Annotated in this window: 16 protein-coding genes and 2 pseudogenes; 6 read left to right on the forward strand and 12 right to left on the reverse strand. The window is 47.0% G+C overall.

The features are described from left to right. Window positions 1–27 precede the first annotated feature (27 nt). The 5 genes and pseudogenes from ACU70B_RS11670 to ACU70B_RS11690 all read left to right on the forward strand — a co-directional run. Window positions 28–261 carry a YvrJ family protein gene (locus ACU70B_RS11670; protein ID WP_447183700.1) on the forward strand — a complete coding sequence of 78 codons (234 nt, stop codon included), beginning with the start codon at window positions 28–30 and terminating at the stop codon, window positions 259–261. 144 nt (window positions 262–405) lie between these two features. Next, window positions 406–1688: pseudogene (locus ACU70B_RS11675) on the forward strand (IS110 family RNA-guided transposase). 415 nt (window positions 1689–2103) lie between these two features. After that, window positions 2104–2457, forward strand: coding sequence for a hypothetical protein (locus tag ACU70B_RS11680; protein ID WP_447183701.1), 354 nt, complete (start codon window positions 2104–2106; stop codon window positions 2455–2457). 18 nt (window positions 2458–2475) lie between these two features. Next, window positions 2476–3621, forward strand: coding sequence for a tyrosine-type recombinase/integrase (locus ACU70B_RS11685; protein ID WP_447183702.1), 1146 nt, complete (start codon window positions 2476–2478; stop codon window positions 3619–3621). 1153 nt (window positions 3622–4774) lie between these two features. After that, a pseudogene (locus tag ACU70B_RS11690) lies at window positions 4775–4957 on the forward strand (3D domain-containing protein); the annotation flags it as partial. Between the two features lie 44 nt (window positions 4958–5001). On the opposite strand, the gene ACU70B_RS11695 reads toward ACU70B_RS11690, so the two are convergent. The 5 genes from ACU70B_RS11695 to ACU70B_RS11715 all read right to left on the reverse strand — a co-directional run bounded on the left by ACU70B_RS11695 (window position 5002) and on the right by ACU70B_RS11715 (window position 12482). Continuing rightward, window positions 5002–6447 carry a HAMP domain-containing sensor histidine kinase gene (locus tag ACU70B_RS11695; RefSeq protein WP_447183703.1) on the reverse strand — a complete coding sequence of 482 codons (1446 nt, stop codon included), beginning with the start codon at window positions 6445–6447 and terminating at the stop codon, window positions 5002–5004. Further along, on the reverse strand, window positions 6440–7111 hold the full coding sequence (locus ACU70B_RS11700) for a response regulator transcription factor (protein ID WP_447183704.1): 672 nt from the start codon (window positions 7109–7111) through the stop codon (window positions 6440–6442). The genes ACU70B_RS11695 and ACU70B_RS11700 overlap by 8 nt, the downstream gene beginning before the upstream one ends. Before the next feature lie 230 nt (window positions 7112–7341). Then, the gene (locus ACU70B_RS11705) at window positions 7342–8145 is read right to left on the reverse strand and encodes a hypothetical protein (RefSeq protein ID WP_447183705.1); all 804 of its coding nucleotides are present in this window, start codon (window positions 8143–8145) and stop codon (window positions 7342–7344) included. A 283-nt stretch (window positions 8146–8428) separates the two neighbouring features. Further along, window positions 8429–9706 (reverse strand): ArsB/NhaD family transporter, encoded by a 1278-nt coding sequence (locus ACU70B_RS11710; RefSeq protein WP_447183706.1) that lies wholly within the window; start codon window positions 9704–9706, stop codon window positions 8429–8431. Window positions 9707–9845: 139 nt separating this feature from the next. Beyond that, complete coding sequence (locus ACU70B_RS11715; protein WP_447183707.1) at window positions 9846–12482, reverse strand: FAD-dependent oxidoreductase; 2637 nt, start codon at window positions 12480–12482, stop codon at window positions 9846–9848. A gap of 190 nt (window positions 12483–12672) precedes the next feature. Between ACU70B_RS11715 and ACU70B_RS11720 the strand changes: the two genes are divergently transcribed. Next, a complete protein-coding gene (locus tag ACU70B_RS11720) occupies window positions 12673–14232 on the forward strand; it encodes an oxygen-binding di-iron domain-containing protein (protein ID WP_447183708.1) in 1560 nt (519 codons plus the stop codon). A gap of 35 nt (window positions 14233–14267) precedes the next feature. Here the strand turns inward: ACU70B_RS11720 and ACU70B_RS11725 are convergent, their stop codons facing one another. The 7 genes from ACU70B_RS11725 to ACU70B_RS11755 form a co-directional block, all read right to left on the reverse strand. After that, window positions 14268–14801, reverse strand: coding sequence for a hypothetical protein (locus tag ACU70B_RS11725; RefSeq protein ID WP_447183709.1), 534 nt, complete (start codon window positions 14799–14801; stop codon window positions 14268–14270). Window positions 14802–14812: 11 nt separating this feature from the next. Next, complete coding sequence (locus tag ACU70B_RS11730; RefSeq protein WP_447185765.1) at window positions 14813–15277, reverse strand: deoxycytidylate deaminase; 465 nt, start codon at window positions 15275–15277, stop codon at window positions 14813–14815. 114 nt (window positions 15278–15391) lie between these two features. Continuing rightward, entirely contained in the window at window positions 15392–16087 is a 696-nt protein-coding gene (locus ACU70B_RS11735; protein WP_447183710.1) for a GIY-YIG domain-containing protein, read from the reverse strand. 114 nt (window positions 16088–16201) lie between these two features. Continuing rightward, a complete protein-coding gene (locus ACU70B_RS11740; protein ID WP_447183711.1) occupies window positions 16202–17095 on the reverse strand; it encodes a methyl-accepting chemotaxis protein in 894 nt (297 codons plus the stop codon). A gap of 97 nt (window positions 17096–17192) precedes the next feature. Further along, entirely contained in the window at window positions 17193–18797 is a 1605-nt protein-coding gene (locus tag ACU70B_RS11745) for an S-layer homology domain-containing protein (RefSeq protein WP_447183712.1), read from the reverse strand. Window positions 18798–18801: 4 nt separating this feature from the next. Then, on the reverse strand, window positions 18802–19995 hold the full coding sequence (locus ACU70B_RS11750; RefSeq protein ID WP_447183713.1) for an outer membrane protein assembly factor BamB family protein: 1194 nt from the start codon (window positions 19993–19995) through the stop codon (window positions 18802–18804). A gap of 32 nt (window positions 19996–20027) precedes the next feature. Then, on the reverse strand, window positions 20028–20696 hold the full coding sequence (locus ACU70B_RS11755; protein ID WP_447183714.1) for a nuclease-related domain-containing protein: 669 nt from the start codon (window positions 20694–20696) through the stop codon (window positions 20028–20030). Window positions 20697–20773 lie beyond the last annotated feature (77 nt).

A 20773-nucleotide genomic window follows, 5' to 3' on the forward strand; every position in this document is an offset into this window, starting at 1 on the left:
AAATATTGAAGGAAAGGAAGTGAAGCGATGGAGGAATTGCTGAATCTCATTGCTAATGTGGGTTTCCCTATTGCTGTGGCTGCTTACCTGCTCATCCGTATAGAAAACAAGCTGGGTGATCTTACCCTGGCTATAGGGAGTGCATCATTACTCTGCCAAGCCGGAGCTACCCGGAAAGCAGCCGCAGTGTATATGTCTCCGGTGATACTCCCGGAGGCCAGAATACCGCCTGCCCTCCGGCGTAAACTCCGGATAAGTTGAATAACTATAATTATCTAAAGAAAGCATTCCTGTAATGCAGAGAAAATGGACTTTGGCAAAAAAAGAATACTCCCCTACAATGACACACAGGGTCGATCCAAGGAACGCCCTAATTAAAAAAAGTCATTGAGAGGAAGTATTCGAATGAATTGTACACAAAATGAAAAGTTAAATCAAGTATCAGAACAAAGTATCGTAGTCGGGGTAGACATTGCCAGCGAAACAGATTATGCAAGAGCATTTGATTGGCGTGGTGTAGAACTTGGCAAAGTTTTTAAGTTTGAAAACAGCATGGAAGGTTTTCAGAGCTTTAGTGAATGGGTTGATGTTCTAAAGAAAAAACAAACAAAAATGCCGTACTGGTAGGAGCAGAGCCGACAGGCCATTACTGGTTTGGATTGGCATCATACCTTAAAGCACAAGAAATAAAGCTTGTTTTGGTCAACCCATTCCACGTAAAGCGGAGTAAGGAACTTGATGACAACCATCCTAGCAAAACAGATCTCAAAGACCCGAAAACAATCGCAAAGCTAGTGATTGAGGGCAGGTACAACGAGCCATACATTCCTGAGGGAGTGTATGCAGATTTGAGGATAGCAACCGCTTGTCGGCTGCGAATTACCAAAGAGTTAAACGGTGTGAAAAACCGTATTCAAAGATGGCTAAAAATATACTTTCCGGAATATTGCAAAGTATATACAAAGTTTGAAGCCGTCAGCAGTATTATCGTACTTCGATCAGCGCCATTGCCGGCAGATATTGTAGCTTTTGGCGTGGAGGGAATCAACAAGCTATGGCGGGATGCCAAGGTAAGGTTTGTGGGAATGAAAAGGGCTAAAAGCCTGTATGAAGCAGCCAAAAGCACCATTGGATGTACCAATGGTAGTGCAGCCGCAAAGCTTGAAATCGATTTGCTGATAGAGGATTACCAAAACGAAAAGAATCAATATGAGTCAGTAATGGCTGTCATAGAGGAACTTTGCATGCAGATACCCGAGGTGGAGAAACTCCTGGCAATCAAAGGTGTAGGAATTGTAACCGTTGCAGGATTTATCGCTGAAATTGGAGATATTAGACGCTTTCAGTCTCCCAAACAGATACAGAAGCTTGCGGGGTTGGCTTTGAAAGAAAACAGCTCAGGAAAATGTAAAGGTCAAACCACCATCAGCAAACGAGGCAGGAGTCGCCTCAGGGCCGTATTGTTCCAAGCGGTTATGCCATTGGTTTCAAAAAATGCTGAATTTGCTGAAATACACAGATATTACACAACCAGAGCGAAAAAACCGCTAAAGAAAAAGCAGTCACTAATCGCGTTAAGCTGCAAGCTGATTCGGGTATTTTACGTGATTCTCTCAAAAGGGATCGCCTACGATCCAGTAAAGCTCATCAACGACATTAAGCGGCCCCAAGAAATGCTGGCAGCATAACGAGAAAAAAGTAAGTCTTTGTTGGAAAGCGTCCCGGCAGAGTAGTCTGATTCATAGAACCGATTAAGTACAAAAAGAGCAGGTAGTCAGCAATAAACACTCCATCAGAGTAATGACTCGGTAAGAAAGCATCGCTGACACCCATCTTGTGGATAGGCAGAACGAAGGAATTTAGGGCTGGAATATCTCCATGACCCTGTTAGACATGAGAGGTTTGTTGCCATGAGATTATGTGGGTTACCATTGCCAAACATAACCGAAAATCAAGACGCTTAGTTTGCTATACCCACTTTCTCTGAATCTTGCATTAAATGCTGATTCTGTTCACATATTGCTCTTTTTCAAAATGTCAAATTCTATGAAAACAGGAGCTAATCAAAGAAAAACCTAAAAATAATAGAGAGGAGTGATAACTGTGTTTTATAACGATGGTTATGAGCTTAACGAAAATGGTAAAGCTCTGAAGTGCCCGATTTGTGAAAATGAAGAGATGTGGGAGAGGGGTGAGTTCTGCCGCATATGTGGAAAATTCGTAGTTAATAGTTGTACCTACTGTGATACCATAGCCGCAGGTAACAGCCGGTACTGTGAACTCTGTGGAGCAGAAACGACCTTTTTCAAGCACAAGTACCTGGAAAACTGGCAGACGGCTAAGGCCAAAATCGAAGGCCGGGAGGCACCGGACGATGACTGGGCATCATTGACAGATGAAATCGATTTGGATGAAATAGAAATAGTTACTCAGAACCCTGACGACTTTCCATTTTAAAGGCGGGAGGGATAACTATTGCGCGGACACCTGGAAAAGCGGAGTAAAGGAAGCTGGACGGTGGTTATTGACCGGGGACGTAACCCTGTTACTCAAAAAAGAGAACGTATTTATAAATCAGTAGATGGTCCCAAACGGGAAGCCGAAAAGGTAATGAATGAGTTACTTTATCAGCTCCAGACCGGAACCTATATTGATCCTACTAATATTACAGTAGGTGAGTATTTCATTCAATGGCTGAGCACATATGCAGAACTGAACCTGGCTCCTAAGACCATTTTAAGCTATAAAGCCGAAATCTACAATCATATTATACCCTCACTTGGCTCAATACCCCTGGAAAAACTGTCACCCCTGCATCTACAGGAATACTATACGCAGAAGCTTATATCAGGCCGCAAAGACAGCAAGGGAGGGCTTTCTGCCCGTACCGTGCTTTATCACCACCGGATAATAAGAGAAGCATTGAAACATGCGAGCCAGTGGCAGCTTGTAAGCCGCAATGCAGTTGATGCCGTCAATCCCCCAAAATATAAAAAGCCTCAGATGTATGTGCTTTCAAAGAAACAGGTAACTGAATTCCTGAATAACATCAAGCAAGACCGGGATTACCCGGTTATATATACAGCAATTTTTACCGGCATGCGCCAGGGTGAACTCTGCGGCCTGCGTTGGTCTGATGTTGACCTCTCAATGGGGACAATTAATGTCAGACAGCAATACCAGTACATAGACAAGCAGGGTTACTTTTTCAAAGAGCCCAAAACTGCTAAGAGTAAACGGCAAATACCCACCAGTTCGGAGTTAACCTCACTGCTGCGGCAGCTTAAGAAGGAACGTGCCCAGGAAAAACTGATACACGGAGAAGATTATAAGGACCATGATTTGGTTTTCTGCCTGGAGGACGGTTGCCCACTGGACCCGAAAAACCTGAGTAAACGCTTCAAGAAGCTGGCTATTGCCAACGGTCATCCCCAGGCCCGCTTTCATGACCTGCGGCACACCTGTGCCACTCTGTTTCTGGCTGCCGGTGTTGATGCCAAACGGGTTCAGGAAATCCTGGGGCATGAAAGCATCGTTACCACCCTTGATACATACAGCCATGTCCTCCCCAGTATGCAAAGGGCAGCCGTTGACCAGTTGAGCCAGTTCATGGGGGAATAAGAAAAATATAAAATGGGATTGTAAGATATAAAACTCGTCGCCAAATCGTCGCCATAATTTCAAAAACGTCGCCAAATTTGCTATACACGTACTGTTCAGCCCTTACAAAGAAACACCGATAAATCGGAATTGCTGAGCTAACAGAATATTCATTTATCACTACATGGCATAACTTTTAATCAGGGTGTCGGAGGTTCGAATCCTCCATGGCTCACCATTAGAAAATGAGAAACCGCGCAGGTTTGCGCGGTTTTTTTGCTGCTATTTTTAGCGCCTTTATCGCTCGCCAAGTGGTAAGAGAGGGGGCAGCTAATTTCCCCTATTCACAGGTTTTCTCCCCCCATAAACAACCCACCGTCAACCCGCTCGCCTGCCAAACTATCCAGGCAATCAGAACATCAATCGCTGACGGGGTGACAACCTTGCTCAGCAGTCAATAAGTTCCGTCAGGCTGTGCGGCGGTATTTAAGGCTTCTGCGGTTTATGCGTTTCGCATAAATGCTTTAAACCGGGCATGGTTATTTATCCCTGCGGGCTGGATGGCAAAAGAGATCTGAGGATATGGCATTATTCCCGGCCTGCTTTCTTCTCAGAATAACATGTCCTATCTACAGGCATTTCAGGCTGTTTGCCGTGCCAGATGCTTAACTGTTAGACTTCCTAATGTGACATTTACTAAAGCCTTAATGGGCAGACAGTCCCCAATCAGTTTAGAAAGGAGACTTTTATGAAAAAGGGAATTACAGCAGTTGTTATAATGTTTGTTTTTGTAGTTGGCCTGGCCTTCGTTCAGATTGACGCTGCTGAGGTGGCTAATAACGAAGGAAAGCCGCAAGCGGCCCGGGTGGATAAAGACTCTGGCAAGGGAGAAATTCTTGCCTTCAACAACATTAAAGAAAAGCCCCAAACCATTAAAAGCGCCTCTATTAGCTCCCCGGCCCCGCAAAAACAGCCCGTCCGGCAAATTCAGATCGCGTCCAATTCTACACCGGATCTCCAGGCTTCTGCTCCGGAAAGGAAAGAGCAGCCCCAGGTATCTCGTGGACATACCCGTATCCTTACCATGGTGGCAACAGGGTACACGGAAGCTCCGGAAGAAAATTTTCCATACGCCGGGCAGCCTTCCTACATTGGCATCCCATTGGGCCGTGGGGTTGTAGCCGTTGACCCTAATGTCATTCCCATGGGCACCAAACTCTATGTAGAGGGTTATGGTGAAGCCATAGCGGCTGATCAGGGCGGAGCCATCAAGGGCAACCGGATTGACCTCTTCTTTGATTCCAAGGCCGAGGCTCATACCTGGGGCATGAGAACGATTAAAGTGTATATTCGCTAAACCGTAAATGGCCGGAGAAAGTTCTCCGGCCATTCGACAACTGCTCACCCTTGGGCCAGGTCGATTTCAAACCAGAACTCCACCCCTTGCTCCAGATTTACTGCTCCATAGGCATTTTGATCCAGTTCCTGGATGGCTCTGACTATGGATAATCCCAGCCCGGTTCCTCCATAAGCTCTGGTTCTGGCCCGGTCAACTTTATAGAAGCTTTCAAATATTTTATCCAGTGATTCATCCGGGATGGGTTTGCCGGAATTAAAGACCGACACCTTCACCTTCCTCTCTAACTCCTCACACTTTATTATGAGTACCCTGGAATCGTCCAGGTGATTCAGCGCGTTGTTGATATAATTTACCAGGATCTGTTCAATTCGTACCGCATCAGCATGTACCAGTAAATCACAGCTCTGTTTTTCCACCCGGGGAATAACGTTTTTTTCATTAAAGATAGGCTGGTATTTGTTTAACAAGCGTTCCAGCAACTCGGAGAGCTTGAAGTCCCTCTTTTCCAGTTTGAAGTATCCCGTTTCCATCTGGGATAAATCCAGTAACTCCTTGACCAGCTTGTTCATTTTGGCCGCTTCATCCATGATGACTTCACAGTAGAAATTTTTACTGGCTTCATCCTCGTTCACATTTACTTTCAGGCCTTCGGCATAACCCTGAATAAGTGCTATTGGCGTTTTGAGTTCGTGGGAAACACTGTAGACGAATTCCTTACGCATCTCATCGATATGCCGTTCCCGTTCAATATCTTCCTTTAACTTTGCATTCGCGCTCTGCAAATCAGAAATAGCCCCGTTTAACTGATCGGAAAGGGAATTGATGCTTGTCCCCAGTTCCTCCAGTTCGTCATTGGTCTTGATTCCGTATCTCTTGCTAAAATCAAGCTGGGCCATACTCTGGGCGATATCGTTTAATTCCAGGATAGGCCGGGTAAATCGACGGGCAAAGGTAAAGGCCAGAATAATCGCCAGGATAATAGTGGCCAGACCGGTATATAGAAAAAAGCGATTGGCGATACCGGCACTTTGTTCTATGGCTGCCAAGGGAGTGCTGAGTATCAGATAGTGACCGTTTTTAAGCAGATAAATAAGATTTAAAAAATCGGCATTTAAAAACCGATCCCGGCTTAGTCCAGAAATGCTCCCTTTTTGCGCAAGCTCGTCCTGTCTTGACATTAGCAGATAAATCCCGGGATCAGATTTTCTTTTTACCATGGAAGAGTACTGGATAGCCATGGAACTGTCCAAAATCGTAACATGTATCCCTGAATTTCGCTCCAGGCTTTCGATCTGAAGGTAGGTATCCTCAGGGCGGTCCGGATAAAGCCGATCGATATTTTTGGCATTTGCCATCAAGGCGTTGTTCTTCTGAGAAAGGTAATATTTCTCCAAATAATTGGTATTCAGAATCCAGGAAAAAAGCACAAAAAATGCGATTAGCAGCGTTACCCCGGTAAATAAGCGCCGGCGAATGGAACTAGGCATGGTTTACCTCGAATCTGTAGCCGACGCCGCGTACCGTCCGGATGAGTTCTCCCTTCGCCCCCAGCTTTAAGCGCAGTTTTTTAATGTGGGTGTCTACAGTCCTGGGATCGCCGTAATAGTTGTAGTCCCAAACGGCATTGAGGATTTGATCCCTGCTCAGTGCTTTTCCTTCGTTTTCGGCCAGGTAGGTCAGAAGCTCAAACTCCTTGGGACTCAGCTCCAACCGTGTGCCGTCCACATTTACATAGCGGGCTTCTTTATCAATTTCCAGCCCCTCAAAGCGTTCCAGATGTTTTAACCCGTTGCCCATACGCCGGAGCAAAGCTTGAACTCTGGCTACAAGTACCTGGGGACTGAACGGTTTGCTTATATACTCATCAGCACCCAGTTCAAAACCGAATAGTTCGTCACTTTCTTCTCCCCGCGCCGTAAGCATGATGATGGGGACATCCGATTCCTTGCGGATTTCTCGACAAGTTGACCATCCGTCGCATTCGGGCATCATGACGTCCAGAATAACCAGATTAACCGGCGAATGGGAAAATATATCCAGGGCCTCCCGTCCATTGCCGGCTTCCAGAGTTGCGAAGCCTTCCTTTTTCAAGAAGTCACAGACGAGTCGTCTGATGCGTTCTTCGTCATCAGCAACCAATATTCTAGTCATAAGAAAAGGCGACACCTCCACGAAAAAAACCATTTATCATCAGCCCAGGGCTCCTGGCTCAAACCTTAACGTTCCCCTATTTTAGATTTTAAAACATCTTTGTGTATATTTTATGACCATTGCCAACATAATCAAGCTCTTTCGATTATATTCAATAGAAAAGGCTCTACAGGGTTAGCTGCAGAGCCTTTCCTAGCGAATAGGAAAAAAGGGGGCTTGCCCGGTCGAGCTTATTTAGCTTGAGCTGGTGGTTGGTGCAGGGCCTTCATTATTTGGTCTGCCTGCTCTTGGGTCAGCGTCCCTGCCTCGACCAGCGCTTTAAGAGGATTGATTCTTGATGCTTTCCGGTCTTTCATTAACTCCCGACGCTTTTCAGGAGACATGGCTTTGATTTTTTCCTTTTCTGCTTGCCGTTCTTTTTTGAAGCCGGCAAATTGTTGTACGATAGCGCTGGCCTGCTCGTTGGTTATGGTCCCCTGCTTCACTAACCCATCTAAACGAGCCTGCAATCGTTCTTGACGCTGCTTCTCCGCGCGCTCTCTGACTGCCTGCCTGATAGTGTCAGCCTGAGCCTGGGTGATTATACCGCCGGATACTGCCTTTTCCAAAGGATCAGGCCTATGGCTCATGTTCTTATTCCTGTCGGATTTCACATCCTGGGGCCGAGAGGATGCTTTTTTCTCCACCACATACTCCTTGCGTTCTTCCGGAGTCATAGTTTTAAATTTGTCCTGTTCATCTTCACTCCATTTTTTACCCGGCGCGGGTTTCTTCCCCTTGTTTTCCTGCAGCAATGCAATCAGTTTATCAACCTGTTCCTGGGTCAGTACCTTGTCAGATTGGAGTTGGTCCAGTACGTCATCCATTATTTCCGCTACCGCCAATCCTTGATGCATGGCAGCATGGGCCGGATTGCAAGCAGGGACTTGTTTGTCGGCCGATTCATCAGCCCGGGCCAATCCTGCAGAGAACAGCAGCAAGCCACCGATTAGCAGGCCGCTCAACATTCCGCCTAATATCCTTTGCTTTGGCACCCTATCGCTCTCCTTTCAATAATTTTTTGAGCCCGGGTTTATTGTAGACAAAAATTATGAAGATCCTGTGAACAAAGCATGAATTTTTTTAAAAATCAATAAGCTTTGAATCGCCGCCGGTTCTCCAACGTTACATCCGCTCCGGCTTAATATCCGGTACCTTAATACAATTCGTTTTTTATTTTAGGCAGGCAGAAGGACTTGGCGCTGACCAAGTCCTTCTATAATCGAATAAACGGTTAAGAGTTTGCCCTGCCGATTCCTCTGCTTCTCCCGTTAGATTTTACATCAAATAGCGCAGATATATATAAGCAGTGGAGATAACGATCGAGACCAGCATTAAAGGAAATCCGTAGCGGAGGTATTGCATAAAGGTTATAACCACACCGCGCCGCGAGCTCATACCGGCTACTACCAGGTTGGCGGAGGCTCCGATCAGGGTTCCATTCCCTCCCAGGCAGGCGCCCAGTGCCAGCGACCACCAGAGAGGATCCAGCTGCATTCCTGATAGCTGGCCCATAGATTTAATCAGAGGAATCATTGTAGCGGTAAAGGGTATATTGTCTACAAAAGCAGAGGCTATCGCTGACATCCATAGTATGGTCATCGCAGTAACCGTCTGGTTGCCGTGAGTCAAGTTTAGGGTTTCACGGGCTATGCTTTCAATTATACCTACCTCTTCCAGTGATCCTACCAGTATAAACAGTCCTATAAAGAAAAAAATGGTCGGCCATTCCACCGTGAGCAAAACCTCTTCGGGTTCGTTATCCCGGGCTAGCAGCATTAACAGTGCAGCTCCGGCCAGAGCTACGGTAGCAGACTCCAGATGCAAGCTCTGATGCAGAATAAATCCGATTATTACCAGAGCTAGAACTACAAGAGATTTCTTCAGCAGCGTATAATCCTTTATAAAATCTGCCGGATTAAACACCATTATACGCTGTTGCTTTTCCGGAGCAACCACCAGCGATTTACGAAAGATTATTGCCAGCAGCGCTATAGTCACAACAAAAACTATCAATACTACGGGGGCAAGATTGGTCACAAAATCCATAAATCCCAGACCGGCTCCGCCACCTATCATGATGTTGGGAGGATCGCCTATCAGGGTAGCGGTTCCTCCGATATTGGAAGATATAATTTCCGCTATTAAAAAAGGGATCGGGTTAATTTCCAGTTCATCACATAAGGAAAAGGTTACCGGCACAAGTAACAGTACGGTAGTAACGTTGTCCAGAAAAGCTGAAGCTAAAGCCGTAATCATACACAGAGCAACCATGATTTTCAGTGGGTCGCCTTTGGTATATTGAGCTGCCCGAATAGCCACGTACTCGAATACCCCACTGCGGCGAGTGATGCCAACCACTATCATCATTCCGGTCAAAAGCCCGATAGTGTTGAAATCAATCGCCTGAATAGCCTGTTCCTGGGTGATTATTCCCAGAATGATTACCGATACTGCCCCCACCAAAGCAATTATCGTACGGTGGATTTTTTCGCTGATAATGATCGCATACACTAGAAGAAATATTACTGCCGATGTCACTACTTGCCATTCCACTTTTTATCCACTCCTTAATTAGCTTTTCCCTACTCATTTTACTGCTTGGAATTTATTATGCCAGAGGAAAATTGCCCAAATAAGCTTTTAAAGTATTCATAAAAAAAACCCGGCCCCTTTACAGGGACCGGGTTTAGGCTTATTCCACCGGGTCAAACATATCTTTGGGGGCGCCGCATACAGGACAAATATCCGGGGGCTCCGGGCCTTCATGAATATAGCCGCATACCCGGCACTTCCAACGTTTATAGTGTTTTTTGCCGCTCTTGTCCCGTCCCAGGTTGCGCATGGATTCGCTGGTGTCCACGTGAGGGGCGATAATGATCTCCCCGACCAGAACTCCATCCTTAATATAGCTCTTTTTATAATATTGCTCCACCGGGTCAATTACTTCAACCACACGGCACTGGTCAGGAGGCAGATTGACCTCACCAATGGAGAATATTTCCCGGTCAAATGCCACCAGCATGGTGGATAAAACAGGTTGTTTGTATTCCACCCAGTCGCCGGCGGCAGCAGCTCCGGCAACCCGTCCCATTTCCATTGAGACCGGCCACAGACCTACCGGTCTTTCCCCAAACTGGGCTGCGTCACCGGCAGCATAAACGTCACTGACGCTGGTTCGCATATTATTATCTACCACAATACCCTGGTCGACATTTATTCCGGCCTCTTTAGCCAGTTCCACATTGGGACGCACGCCGGTGGACAGCAGAACCAGATCAGCCTCCAGCACCCTGCCATCGCTCAGCTTGACTCCGCTTACCTTTTCATCTCCCAGTATTTCATCGGTAGCTACTCCCAGGCAGAGTTCCACCCCCTGCCGGGTCATGAGTTCCTGCAGGCGCATGGAACCGGCTTCATCCAGTTGCCGGGGCATAAGCCGCTGGTTGAATTCAACTACAGCCACCGAAATCTTACTACCAAGCATCTCCCAGACTGCTTCCAGGCCCAAAACCCCGCCGCCGATAACTACTGCTTTTTTCGCTGCCTTCATGGCTTCTTTAAGTTTTAAAGCATCGTCCAGACTGCGCAGAGCGAATACTCCCTGCTTGTCTCCACCTTTAAAAGGAGGTATATTGCTCCGCGCCCCGGTGGCGATGATAAGCTTGCCGTACGCTATGCTATCCCCCTGCTCGGTCTCCAGCTTTTTGGCGGCAGTATCAATTTTAACTACCCGGCTGGCAGTTCTTAAATCAACCTGATTTTCGTCATACCAAGCCTTTTCAAACACAAAGAGCCGATTATCGGGTAGATCCTCGGTTAGGAAATCAGATAGAGCCGGCCGGTAATAAGGCCTGCTGGCTTCTTCGCTTAACATAATAATCTCGGCCGTACGGTCGCGCTTGCGGATAGCCTGGGCTGCTGACAGAGCAGCAATTCCGCCTCCTACGATTATAAATTTTTCCTGGGTGTCGTTTATAAATTCATCTTCGATACCCTCAGGGACAAAGTTCTCCTTGCCTACCCCACAGGCCGGGCAAATGTCAGGGGGCTCCGGTCCCACATGGATATGTCCGCAAACCAGACAGCGCCAGCGGGTCTGGCTCTGATCCTGTTTCTTCTCCAGTACCGCCCGGGCAAAGTCCATCCCCAGATTAAAAGCCTCCTCCAGGTTGCGCTGGGAAGGTTTAAAGTTTACCTTATAACCAGGCAAAACCTTCATTCGCAGAGACTGCAGCCGGTTTTCGATGCCAGGCACCGCTTCACCGCTCCAACCGTAAGCCCCAAAGGCCATGGCCACTTTGTCGCCATGGGTAATCGGCGACAACCGTCCCAATAGTTTCCATACCTGCGGCAGGGCATCACCATTTACCGTATTGGAGCCCAGCAATAATCCGTCAGCATCAGCAATAGCGGCAGCAATACGGTCAAGCAGTTCCTCATCTTCCAGCTTGTCCTCTACCAGACTAAAAGACCGGATATCAAAGTCGCCTATAGTGCTTATTCCTTCAGCCAGGGCATCTGCCAGCATTTTAGTGAAGCCATAGACGCTGATATATGCCAGTACTATTTTGGGTCGCTCGTCTTTCCCATTGTTTCTTGGCCGGGACCACTGCCGATATAGGTCGATGTATTTATCTATATCCTGACGCAGCACCGGGCCATGCCCAGGTGCAATCATATCCAGGGGCAGATCCTCAATTTTGTCCAGCGCCTCTAATACGTAAGGCTTGAAGGGCCCGATAATGGCGTCAAAGTAGTCCTTATAGGAATCAATAAAATCGCTTTCCATCAGGTCGTTGAAGAGGCGTTCGTCCGGATAGTGGCTGCCGAACGAGTCGCAGCTGAAAAGAATTCTGTCCTCTGCCAGATAAGTATAGATGGTGTCCGGCCAGTGCAGAAAAGGAACGTTGATAAATCGCAGGGTTTTACCGCCCAGTTCCAGTTCTTCCCCGTCCCTTATCTCATGCGAGGCAAAGTTATGATTAGAGATTTCTTTCAGGAATTGCAGGGCGGTTTGACTGGCATAAACCTTCAGGTTGGGGACTAAGTCAAGCAGTTTGGCTACTGCTTCCGAGTGGTCAGGTTCGGTATGATTCATTATCAGGTAATCGATCTCGGCAATATCAACCAGGCTTTTTACTTTGTCCATGTACTCGTCAAAAAATTTGTCCTCGCAGACCTCGATAAGAGCGGTTTTTTCACTTCCCTTAACCAAGTAGGCATTATAGCTGGTACCATAATCAGTAGTCATGACCAGGTCAAAAATCCTTAGTTCCGGATCACGCACTCCGACCCAGAATATATCGTCTTTCATCTTGATCGCTTGCATAGTAATCCCCCTTTCCTTTAATTAAATAAATCATATTTTAGAGTTTGTGAAAAAGCAAGCTAATTAACCGGATTTTATGAATCTGCTATAAAACGCACCTGGAATCAAGCCGGAAATATCCACTTTACTCTTGTACCTGAGGGTAAAGCCCTTTAATATAAAAAATAGGAGTTTTTAGGGAGGGTGGATAATGAATGCTGTAGAGATAAAGGACAACGTTTTCTGGGCCGGGGCTCTGGATCCTGAACTCAGGGTATTTGACATTATCATGAAAACAAAATACGGAACAAGCTATAATGCTTACGTAGTCCGGGGTGAGGAAAAGGTTGCCCTTATTGATTGCGTGAAGGAAAAGTTCTTCGAAGAATATCTGGCCAAACTCAAACAAGTGATAAATCTGGACCAGATTGATTATCTGGTTGTAAACCACACTGAACCCGACCATGCGGGCTCTGTCAGTAAATTACTGGATCTGGCGCCGGCTCTGACAATTGTAGGGCACCTCAATGCGATTGAATTTTTACGTGAGGTGTGCAACCGTGAGTTCAGGTACGAATTGATACGAAACGGTACAGAAATTGACCTGGGGGGTAAAACCCTGCGATTTATCAACGCCCTTTTACTACACTGGCCCGATACTATGTATACTTATATTAAAGAGGATAAAATCCTCTTTTCCTGTGACTCGTTCGGCAGTCATTATCCTGACGAACGCTTGTTTAATGACTTGATTGACAAAGATATAACGGAAGAACTCAGGGATTATTTTGAACATATATTGGGCCCCTTTAAGGAACCTATGCGCAGGGCTCTTAACCGGCTGCAAAAATACGATATAGATATTGTCTGTCCCGGTCATGGCCCGGTATTGCGCCAGGATCTGGATAAATATTTCGCCCTCTACCGTCAATGGAGCAGTGCAGCCGAAACGGGCGCTATCCCGCCCAAGGTCATACTGGCTTGGATTAGTGCCCATGGCTATACCGAGAGATTGGCTGCCAGTATCGAACAGGGTCTGGCCGCCGGAGGCTCACTAAGTATCAAGGTATACGATCTTCTAACCGCCGGCCCGGATGAGTTGAGCGCAGAAATTGCAGCTTCCTCCGGTTTGATTATCGGTTCTCCAACGATTAATAAGGATGCTCCTCCCCAGGTCTGGGATTTGCTTATTCGCCTGTCACCGCTGGTGCACGGCAATAGAATGGCGGCAGCCTTTGGGGCTTATGGCTGGAGCGGTGAGGCGGTGCCGATAATTGAGTCCCGCCTGCGAATGTTGCGGATGCAAGTAATGCCGGGACTGCGGGTGCGAATGAATCCCACCGCATCCGACCTGTTGCGGGCTTATAATTGGGGTCGGGATTTTGCCTTAACCCTGCTGGGCAAAAAGGATTTGCTGGAACCTGATTTAGCTTTTCAGATAGAAACTAATCCCAATAACCCTCACACTTATGATCCGGAGAATTATGCAAAGTCCTATCAAAACCAGGACATAATAGTTTACTGGAACCCGGAGCAATGTACCCATGACACTAATTGCTTCACCGCCTTGCCTGCAGTCTTTAATACTGAGGCTCGTCCCTGGGTAAATGTTGATGGCGACAGCCCTTTATCCATTATCAAGACCGTAAACGCCTGCCCCTCCGGGGCTTTAAAATACTCGCTCCCGCCCGGCTCCTCCGTAGACCCGGATGCAGCCCGGGGACCGGGCTGGATTAATTATTATAACGAACAGATGGTAAAAAATAAATAAGAGCATGCAATAAAATCCGGCCTGCAGGCCGGATTTTATTTGAGGTTCTCATCCTTGACCCGCCCGGTTATAAACTTCTGATAAGGGTCGTAACTGTATTCGGTAAAATAAGGCCGACGCGGAGGCTCTACATCCTTCAACCCCCAAACCAGGTAATTAACTGCATCCTGTACTGCTTTGCCGCAGTTGCTGCAATATATACAGTCGGCCTTGGTGGCCCCCAGCATTTTTAATTGCTCTCCGCAACAGCGGATATTATTAATTCCATGGAAGCTATCATCATAGAGAAAGCCCTGCTCATCCAATGCCTCTTTAAAAGAAACCAGCCTGTTGTTAGGGAAATTGTCCTGCAGTTCATAGCGGGTATCAGGTATATTGCTCTCCTCGATCAGTACCCAGTCGCTGCGTTCTTCTACGAAAAGCTGATAAATACGGGCATAGGCAGGTTCGCGGGTAATCCAGGAAAACCATTCTTCCCCGTCATGGGAAGCCATGCCGCCCCGGAGGTAAAAAGTAAAGCCGGCTTCCGTTTCCGGAAGGTCTCTGATCAGGGTTAATTTATAGATCATCGTCATTCTCCTTACTGCTGATAGTTCGGATGTCCTTCGGGTATTATACTGGTTGAGGTTCCGTCTTGATTGCGGCATATCACTTTATAAATACCGGCATTAATTACGATTCGTTTACATAAAAAACAGGGCTCGGCATCTATCAGCTCACCGCTTTTTACATCAAAACCGACCAGATATAGAGTAGCACCCAGGGTCTTATCTCTTCCCGCATTTATTATGGCATTCATTTCCGCATGCACACTGCGGCACAGTTCGTATCGTTCGCCGCTGGGTATGCCCTGGCGCTCTCTTTCGCAGACTCCAAGATCACAGCAATTGGGTAACCCCCGGGGAGCACCGCTATAGCCAGTCGACACTATAGCATCATCTTTTACTATTACTGCTCCGAAATTGCGCCGCAGGCACGTGCCCCGGGCGGCTACATCCAGAGCGATATTAAGGTAATAATCTGTTTTACCTGGTCTGGGCTTCAGCAGAACCACCCCCAAATGCTTATTAAGCCTTATCCCAATTAATTTCTGTATAACGCTTCTATGCCAACCTCTGCGATTCCTGCCGGGAGCCTAAAAATAAAGCTTAGCCGCCTATTATACCAACCGGGTCAGCTTTTCGAGGTAATCCAGGAACTTGAGATTATAGGGTACATCCACACCCCGGCTATTCCATAATCCGGAAATCCGCACCGCCGGTTCAGGGCAATAGTGCCCCAGCCAGTGCGGGGAAGGCGGGTCATAAATAAATTTCCGGTGGTAATTGCTCAGTAATGATATAGCGTTGTGTTTAATGAATTGGTTCAACTGCCCCGGCTTTGAGCTACGCTCGGTGCTAATCCATAAGAAGGGCATATTATTGATTATCTGGCTAATTTCAGTTTCCAGGGAGTGTTCTTTTTTTCTGATAGCGGTATTGGAAGAATCCAGTTCTTCCCAGGAAGGGCAATCTATACTGTCCCGATTTATCAGGGCACTGCCTATATAATAGCGGAAGTCCGATACACGGTGGTTTCCTCCGCCGGCAAATTTGCCGCTTATGGTTCCCCGGTGCTGCCTTAAGCGATCCCACAGAGCACTTAGCGGATCTGCATTAGGATTGGCTATGACCATCCTTACCACCCGCATCTGCTTGCCGTTTTCCCGCAATTCTCTGGGCTCAAAAAAAAAGCATACCCCCTGCTGCGGCCAGTCCATACGATTGTTACTGGAAGCAAGTATGCGGGTTCCCGTCTTGAATTCCAGTATTTGCAGTATATCGTAAAATCTATTAAGGTGTTTTATTCTGTACATTTTAAGCTTTTAACTCCCAAGTCCGGAAATCCTGCGCAAAATATTACACCAAGAAGGGGCGTGGGCGTGGGTACACCCTTACCATCTAAAATTCCCAGCCTGTAATTTCAGCTTTTAAGCCAGCTGGGTCAGACGATGAGCGGTAGCTGATAGTTCCTGGGACATCGCCTCAAGTTGCTCAATGTTAGCCGCTACTGATTGGGTCAGCTCGGCTTGTTTTTGAACCGTTACGCCTGCCTCGTTTACCCCGCCGGTGATAATCTCGACCGATTTTTCAATATTATACATAATTTTTGATATCTTGGATACCGATTTGGTACTGTCCTCAGCCAGTTTACGAACTTCATCGGCCACCACCGCAAAGCCTCGCCCATGCTCACCGCTGCGGGCGGCTTCTATGGCTGCATTGAATCCCAGCAGTTTGGTTTGCTGAGCCGTATTATTAATGATCTTTAGAACCTCGCCGGTTTCTCCCAGATGTAGTATGGCTTCAGCGGCAGATTTTATAAGATTATTGCCTTTGGCGGCTATTTCCTGCGCGTAGCCAGCTACTTCTTCCACTACCCGAGATACATTCTGCATAGTTGAGGATAAATCTGCCGACATATCAGCTAATTTCTCGGCCTGCTGATGCAATTCACTTATCATGGCTTCACGGCTTTCCACCAAAAGCATCATTAAATTGGCCCCGTGGGAATCAACCAAAGCAGTTTCATCCCGCTTATTGCTCTTAATGATTTCCTGAACCGTACTGTTTCCGGTCGCTTCAATAATTAAATCCAACAAAGGCAATTTGACAACCGCCTCAGTATCCTTGTATGCCGGAATGCCTTTTTCTCTGGCCAGCTTTATCCCCGGCGCATCGGGGTTAACGTCACAAACACCTATTATTCTTATGGTGCTTATCCCGTGAAGAACCCGCATAACCGAGCAGCCCCCCTGCCCGGCCCCTATAATAACCACGTTGACCATCATCCCACTCCCCCACCTGTAGATTATTATCATCATTATTCGCCTGCTAATGATGATTTTCCTGCAAATACAATAATTTCCTATCAAAAACGAGGGTGGGATATTACATATTATTCCAAAAAGGTTTTTTCTCTTATGGGGCCGGTTTTACTTTAGGATCCATGACAGTCAACTTCATTACTATGCCCGCACCATCAAGCATGGCTTCCACCTTGTCGCCAGTTTTTACGCTATTAAAGTCAATGGAACTGCCGTTTTCCCGGTAAATGGCTGCAGACCCGTCCAGAATGTAGCTTTTGTTTTTTTTCAGCACCAGTTGCCTCCCTTCATAGCTATCACCGGTTTTCTCCACCTCGCCACTGATTTTTTTCCATTCCGGACGACTGGTTATTATTATTTCCAACGGGATTTCGTCATCAATACCACCAGGGTCAGGGTCCAAATAAGTGATTTTAACCTTGTCACCCCTTATTACACCGTTATTGTGACCATTCTTATCAATAATTCGTGCTCGATCCCAGTAGTTGAACCAAAGAGGCTTCTTGCCGGAACCCTTGCTGTCCAGATCCAGTCTTTTTCCGGTTACCCTGCAAACACTGCCGGAAAGGCTTTTGGTGTCGAGTACGGCTACCCGGCTAACTTCCTCATTTACAAGGTAAGCATCAACAAAGGTGTTGGCTTTAAGAGCTTGAAACCCTTTGGCATTACTTTTTCCGCCATTATCAAGCTCTGCCCCCCAGGACAGGGGCAGAATCCGTTCCCGCCCATCAAGGTCAACCAAGGTCAAAAAGCTGTCATTTCCCAGCGCTACCGCTCTCACTGTTCCGGTTATCTTGTTTTCCTGACCCGAACTTTTTTTCTCCAGCAGGCTTATGCAGCCCACCTGCTTTTTGCTGTCCAGGTATAGTTTCACCCGCCAGAATAGAGTTTGCTGATAAGGGCATTCTTTGCCATTTTTGAAGCATTTGACCTCGGGTGAGAGTTTGTATTTTTTATTTCCCTGTAAAGACTGTATTTCAATTTCAGGCGGACTGCGCTTAAAATCAATTCTCTCCACCCAACCTTCAACCTCGCGGGCAGCGGTTATTTTCAACCAATTATCTTGCATCAGGCGATCCAGAATAGAGGCAGCTTCGCCCCTTTTCAAATTGTTGCCCGGATAAAAACTCCCGTTTTGGTAGCCGGTAATTATACCAGCCCGGGCTACGGCAATGATTGCCGGCCGCAATTCAGGCACTGCTTGGTTTAAATCGCTGAAAGGCGAAAGACCGCCTGATATTTCACCGGGAGGAAGCTGTAATAAGCGACAGAGCAAATCAGCCGTCTGGGCCCTGCTTGCAGGAGTGTCACTATCAAAATCGGCAAGCCACTGCTCCGTAATTAAATTGTCCCGAACTGCCTGATTAAGATAGTTTTGCCCCCAGGAAACCTGAGGGATTTTAGCCTTGGTCACCGGCGTTTTCTTGTCAGTTTTATTTCCTTTGTCCGGATCATAACCGGCAGCCCGCATGAATAGTACCAGGGACTCCATTTGTGATAAACTCTGCTCCGGCTTGAAATCCCCATCCGGATATCCGCTTACCAAATCAAGCACCGATGCATGATAAATGGCTTCACTGGCCCAGTGTCCCTGCAGATCTTCAAAGGATGCCGCGCAGGCTGGGGGGACAAGGAAAAACAGACCTGTACCGAGCAACATCAGCAGAGATAGTATATGCGATCTTCGACGCGAGTTCATATTATCATCCTTTCCCGCCGGCATTGTCACGGATTTTATAGAGGTTGCCCTTCTGGGTGCAAACATAGATAAAACCATCCGAGCTCAGCAGCGGAGCCTGTTCAATTGCCCCTTCCAGCTCCCACGACCAATCCAGCCGGCCGCTACTGTTGACGGCATAAAGCAGCCCCTTGCTGCTGCCGGCATAAACCCTTGCCTTAACCGTATCCACTGCCGGAGGTGAAACCATGTTTGAGAGGCGATTCTCCAATACTAAGTTGCCCGTGTTGGCATCCACAGCATAAAGGGTGCTCCCTCCGCTTGCATAAAGCAGGCTGCCATCCAATACAGGCGCTGTAAGGCTGTCTGATATTTTAACATTATACTGCCATAGTGGATTTTTTCCCTCACTGGCAACAAAACAATATATGCGACCCTGATTAAGCTTTCCCGAGGCAGATTTTCCTCCCCCCCGGCGCTGAGGCGGTTTCAGGGTTGCAGTAACGTAAACCTTGTCATTTCCTCCGGGAAGGATATGCGCATCAAGAACGTCCCCTAACCAATACGTCCAGAGGTGTCTGCCTTTACTATCTACTGCAATTAGTTTATAATTCCCTTTTTCATCGGCATAGACCGCATAAAACGCCCGCTCATCTGCAGCACAGGTCATAAACGTACGCTTAGCCGGGGTTTTCACCGTGAAGCGGTCGGAATTGTCCCAGGGTGAAAAAGCCCAGACCGCATGACCTTCGGTGTCAAGAGCATAGAGGGCGTATGGCAGAGGCAGGTAAATTATATTGTTTGATCCTCCGGCCATCTGGGGTTCTTTGTCTTTGCCTCCAGGCAGCACGGCAAAACTCCAGCCATTGGCTCCGTTTATCTTGGTTTCCGCAATCATGCCTTTGCCGGCGGTGAAAATTGAGCCATTATCCGCTAGCACCGGGTTCCCCATTTTGCCGCTGCCGGCTTTAGCTTCCCATAACAATTGGCCCTGCTGGTTGACACAGAGCATTTTATTTCCGGTTAATATTAATAACCTACCATCAGGCAGCATGAGCAGCTGTTCGGAAGGTTTGCCCAGACCGGATAATTTCCATATTATTTGAGCTTTTTGGCGGGTTTCGGAAGCGTTGGCATATGACTCCAGTTTGGGCGCTGCCTGTGCCAGGGAGGGGAAAACAAACAGAATCGCAAGTGCGACCAACAGTATACGCTTCATGTTTAACCCTCCCATTTACCATTCCCCAACCGTTAATTGGCTTGGGCCATTCTATTCATCTCTTCGATATTTTTGCATATCTTCTTTATAGTACGTGGATATAAAACCAGATTCCCCTTATTGTAGTTATGGATGTAGTCAAGCAGCTCATGCCGGCTTAATACCGGTATATCACTGTCGGCTTTTTTATTGTAGCGCACACTGATCTTATCACAGGAAAGAACTATAATGCCCTGGGTAGGTAAATTCCTTACCCCCACTACCCGATTAAGAAACCCTTTAAGGCGATATTCATGGGAATCTACCTGACCGGCTGGATTGTTAATCAGCTTGGAGTAGCCGTTTTTCTTGTGCAATATCCAGTTCCCCCTGCTGTCCACGTCTATTATTCCGCCGCGCTCACCCCCGTAATTTTTGGTTTCAATGTGGAAAATGCCATTGGGGCCAATGACTACGCTATCATATTCATTGGTATGTAAGGCATCCGGTCCCAGTTTAATGTTATGGTATACCTTATAACGTGAATTTGGCTTCTCCAGCGGGCTCAAAATGGACTGAACCTTGTACTCTCCTTTATCCCCAGCTTTCATTATCTCTTTCTGGCGGGCCAATTTTTGACTTCTTATTTTAAATGCCCATATAAAATAAACCGCCGCCAAGAAAACCAGGAAGATCGGAGACAGCATTAGTAATGTCTGCATCTTTTCTCCTTTCTCCATAAAATGTTGTTTCAATATTATTTCAACCGGTATATCGTTTTTTCCTTTTTTTGGTTATT

Source organism: Syntrophomonas curvata, from assembly GCF_052976825.1.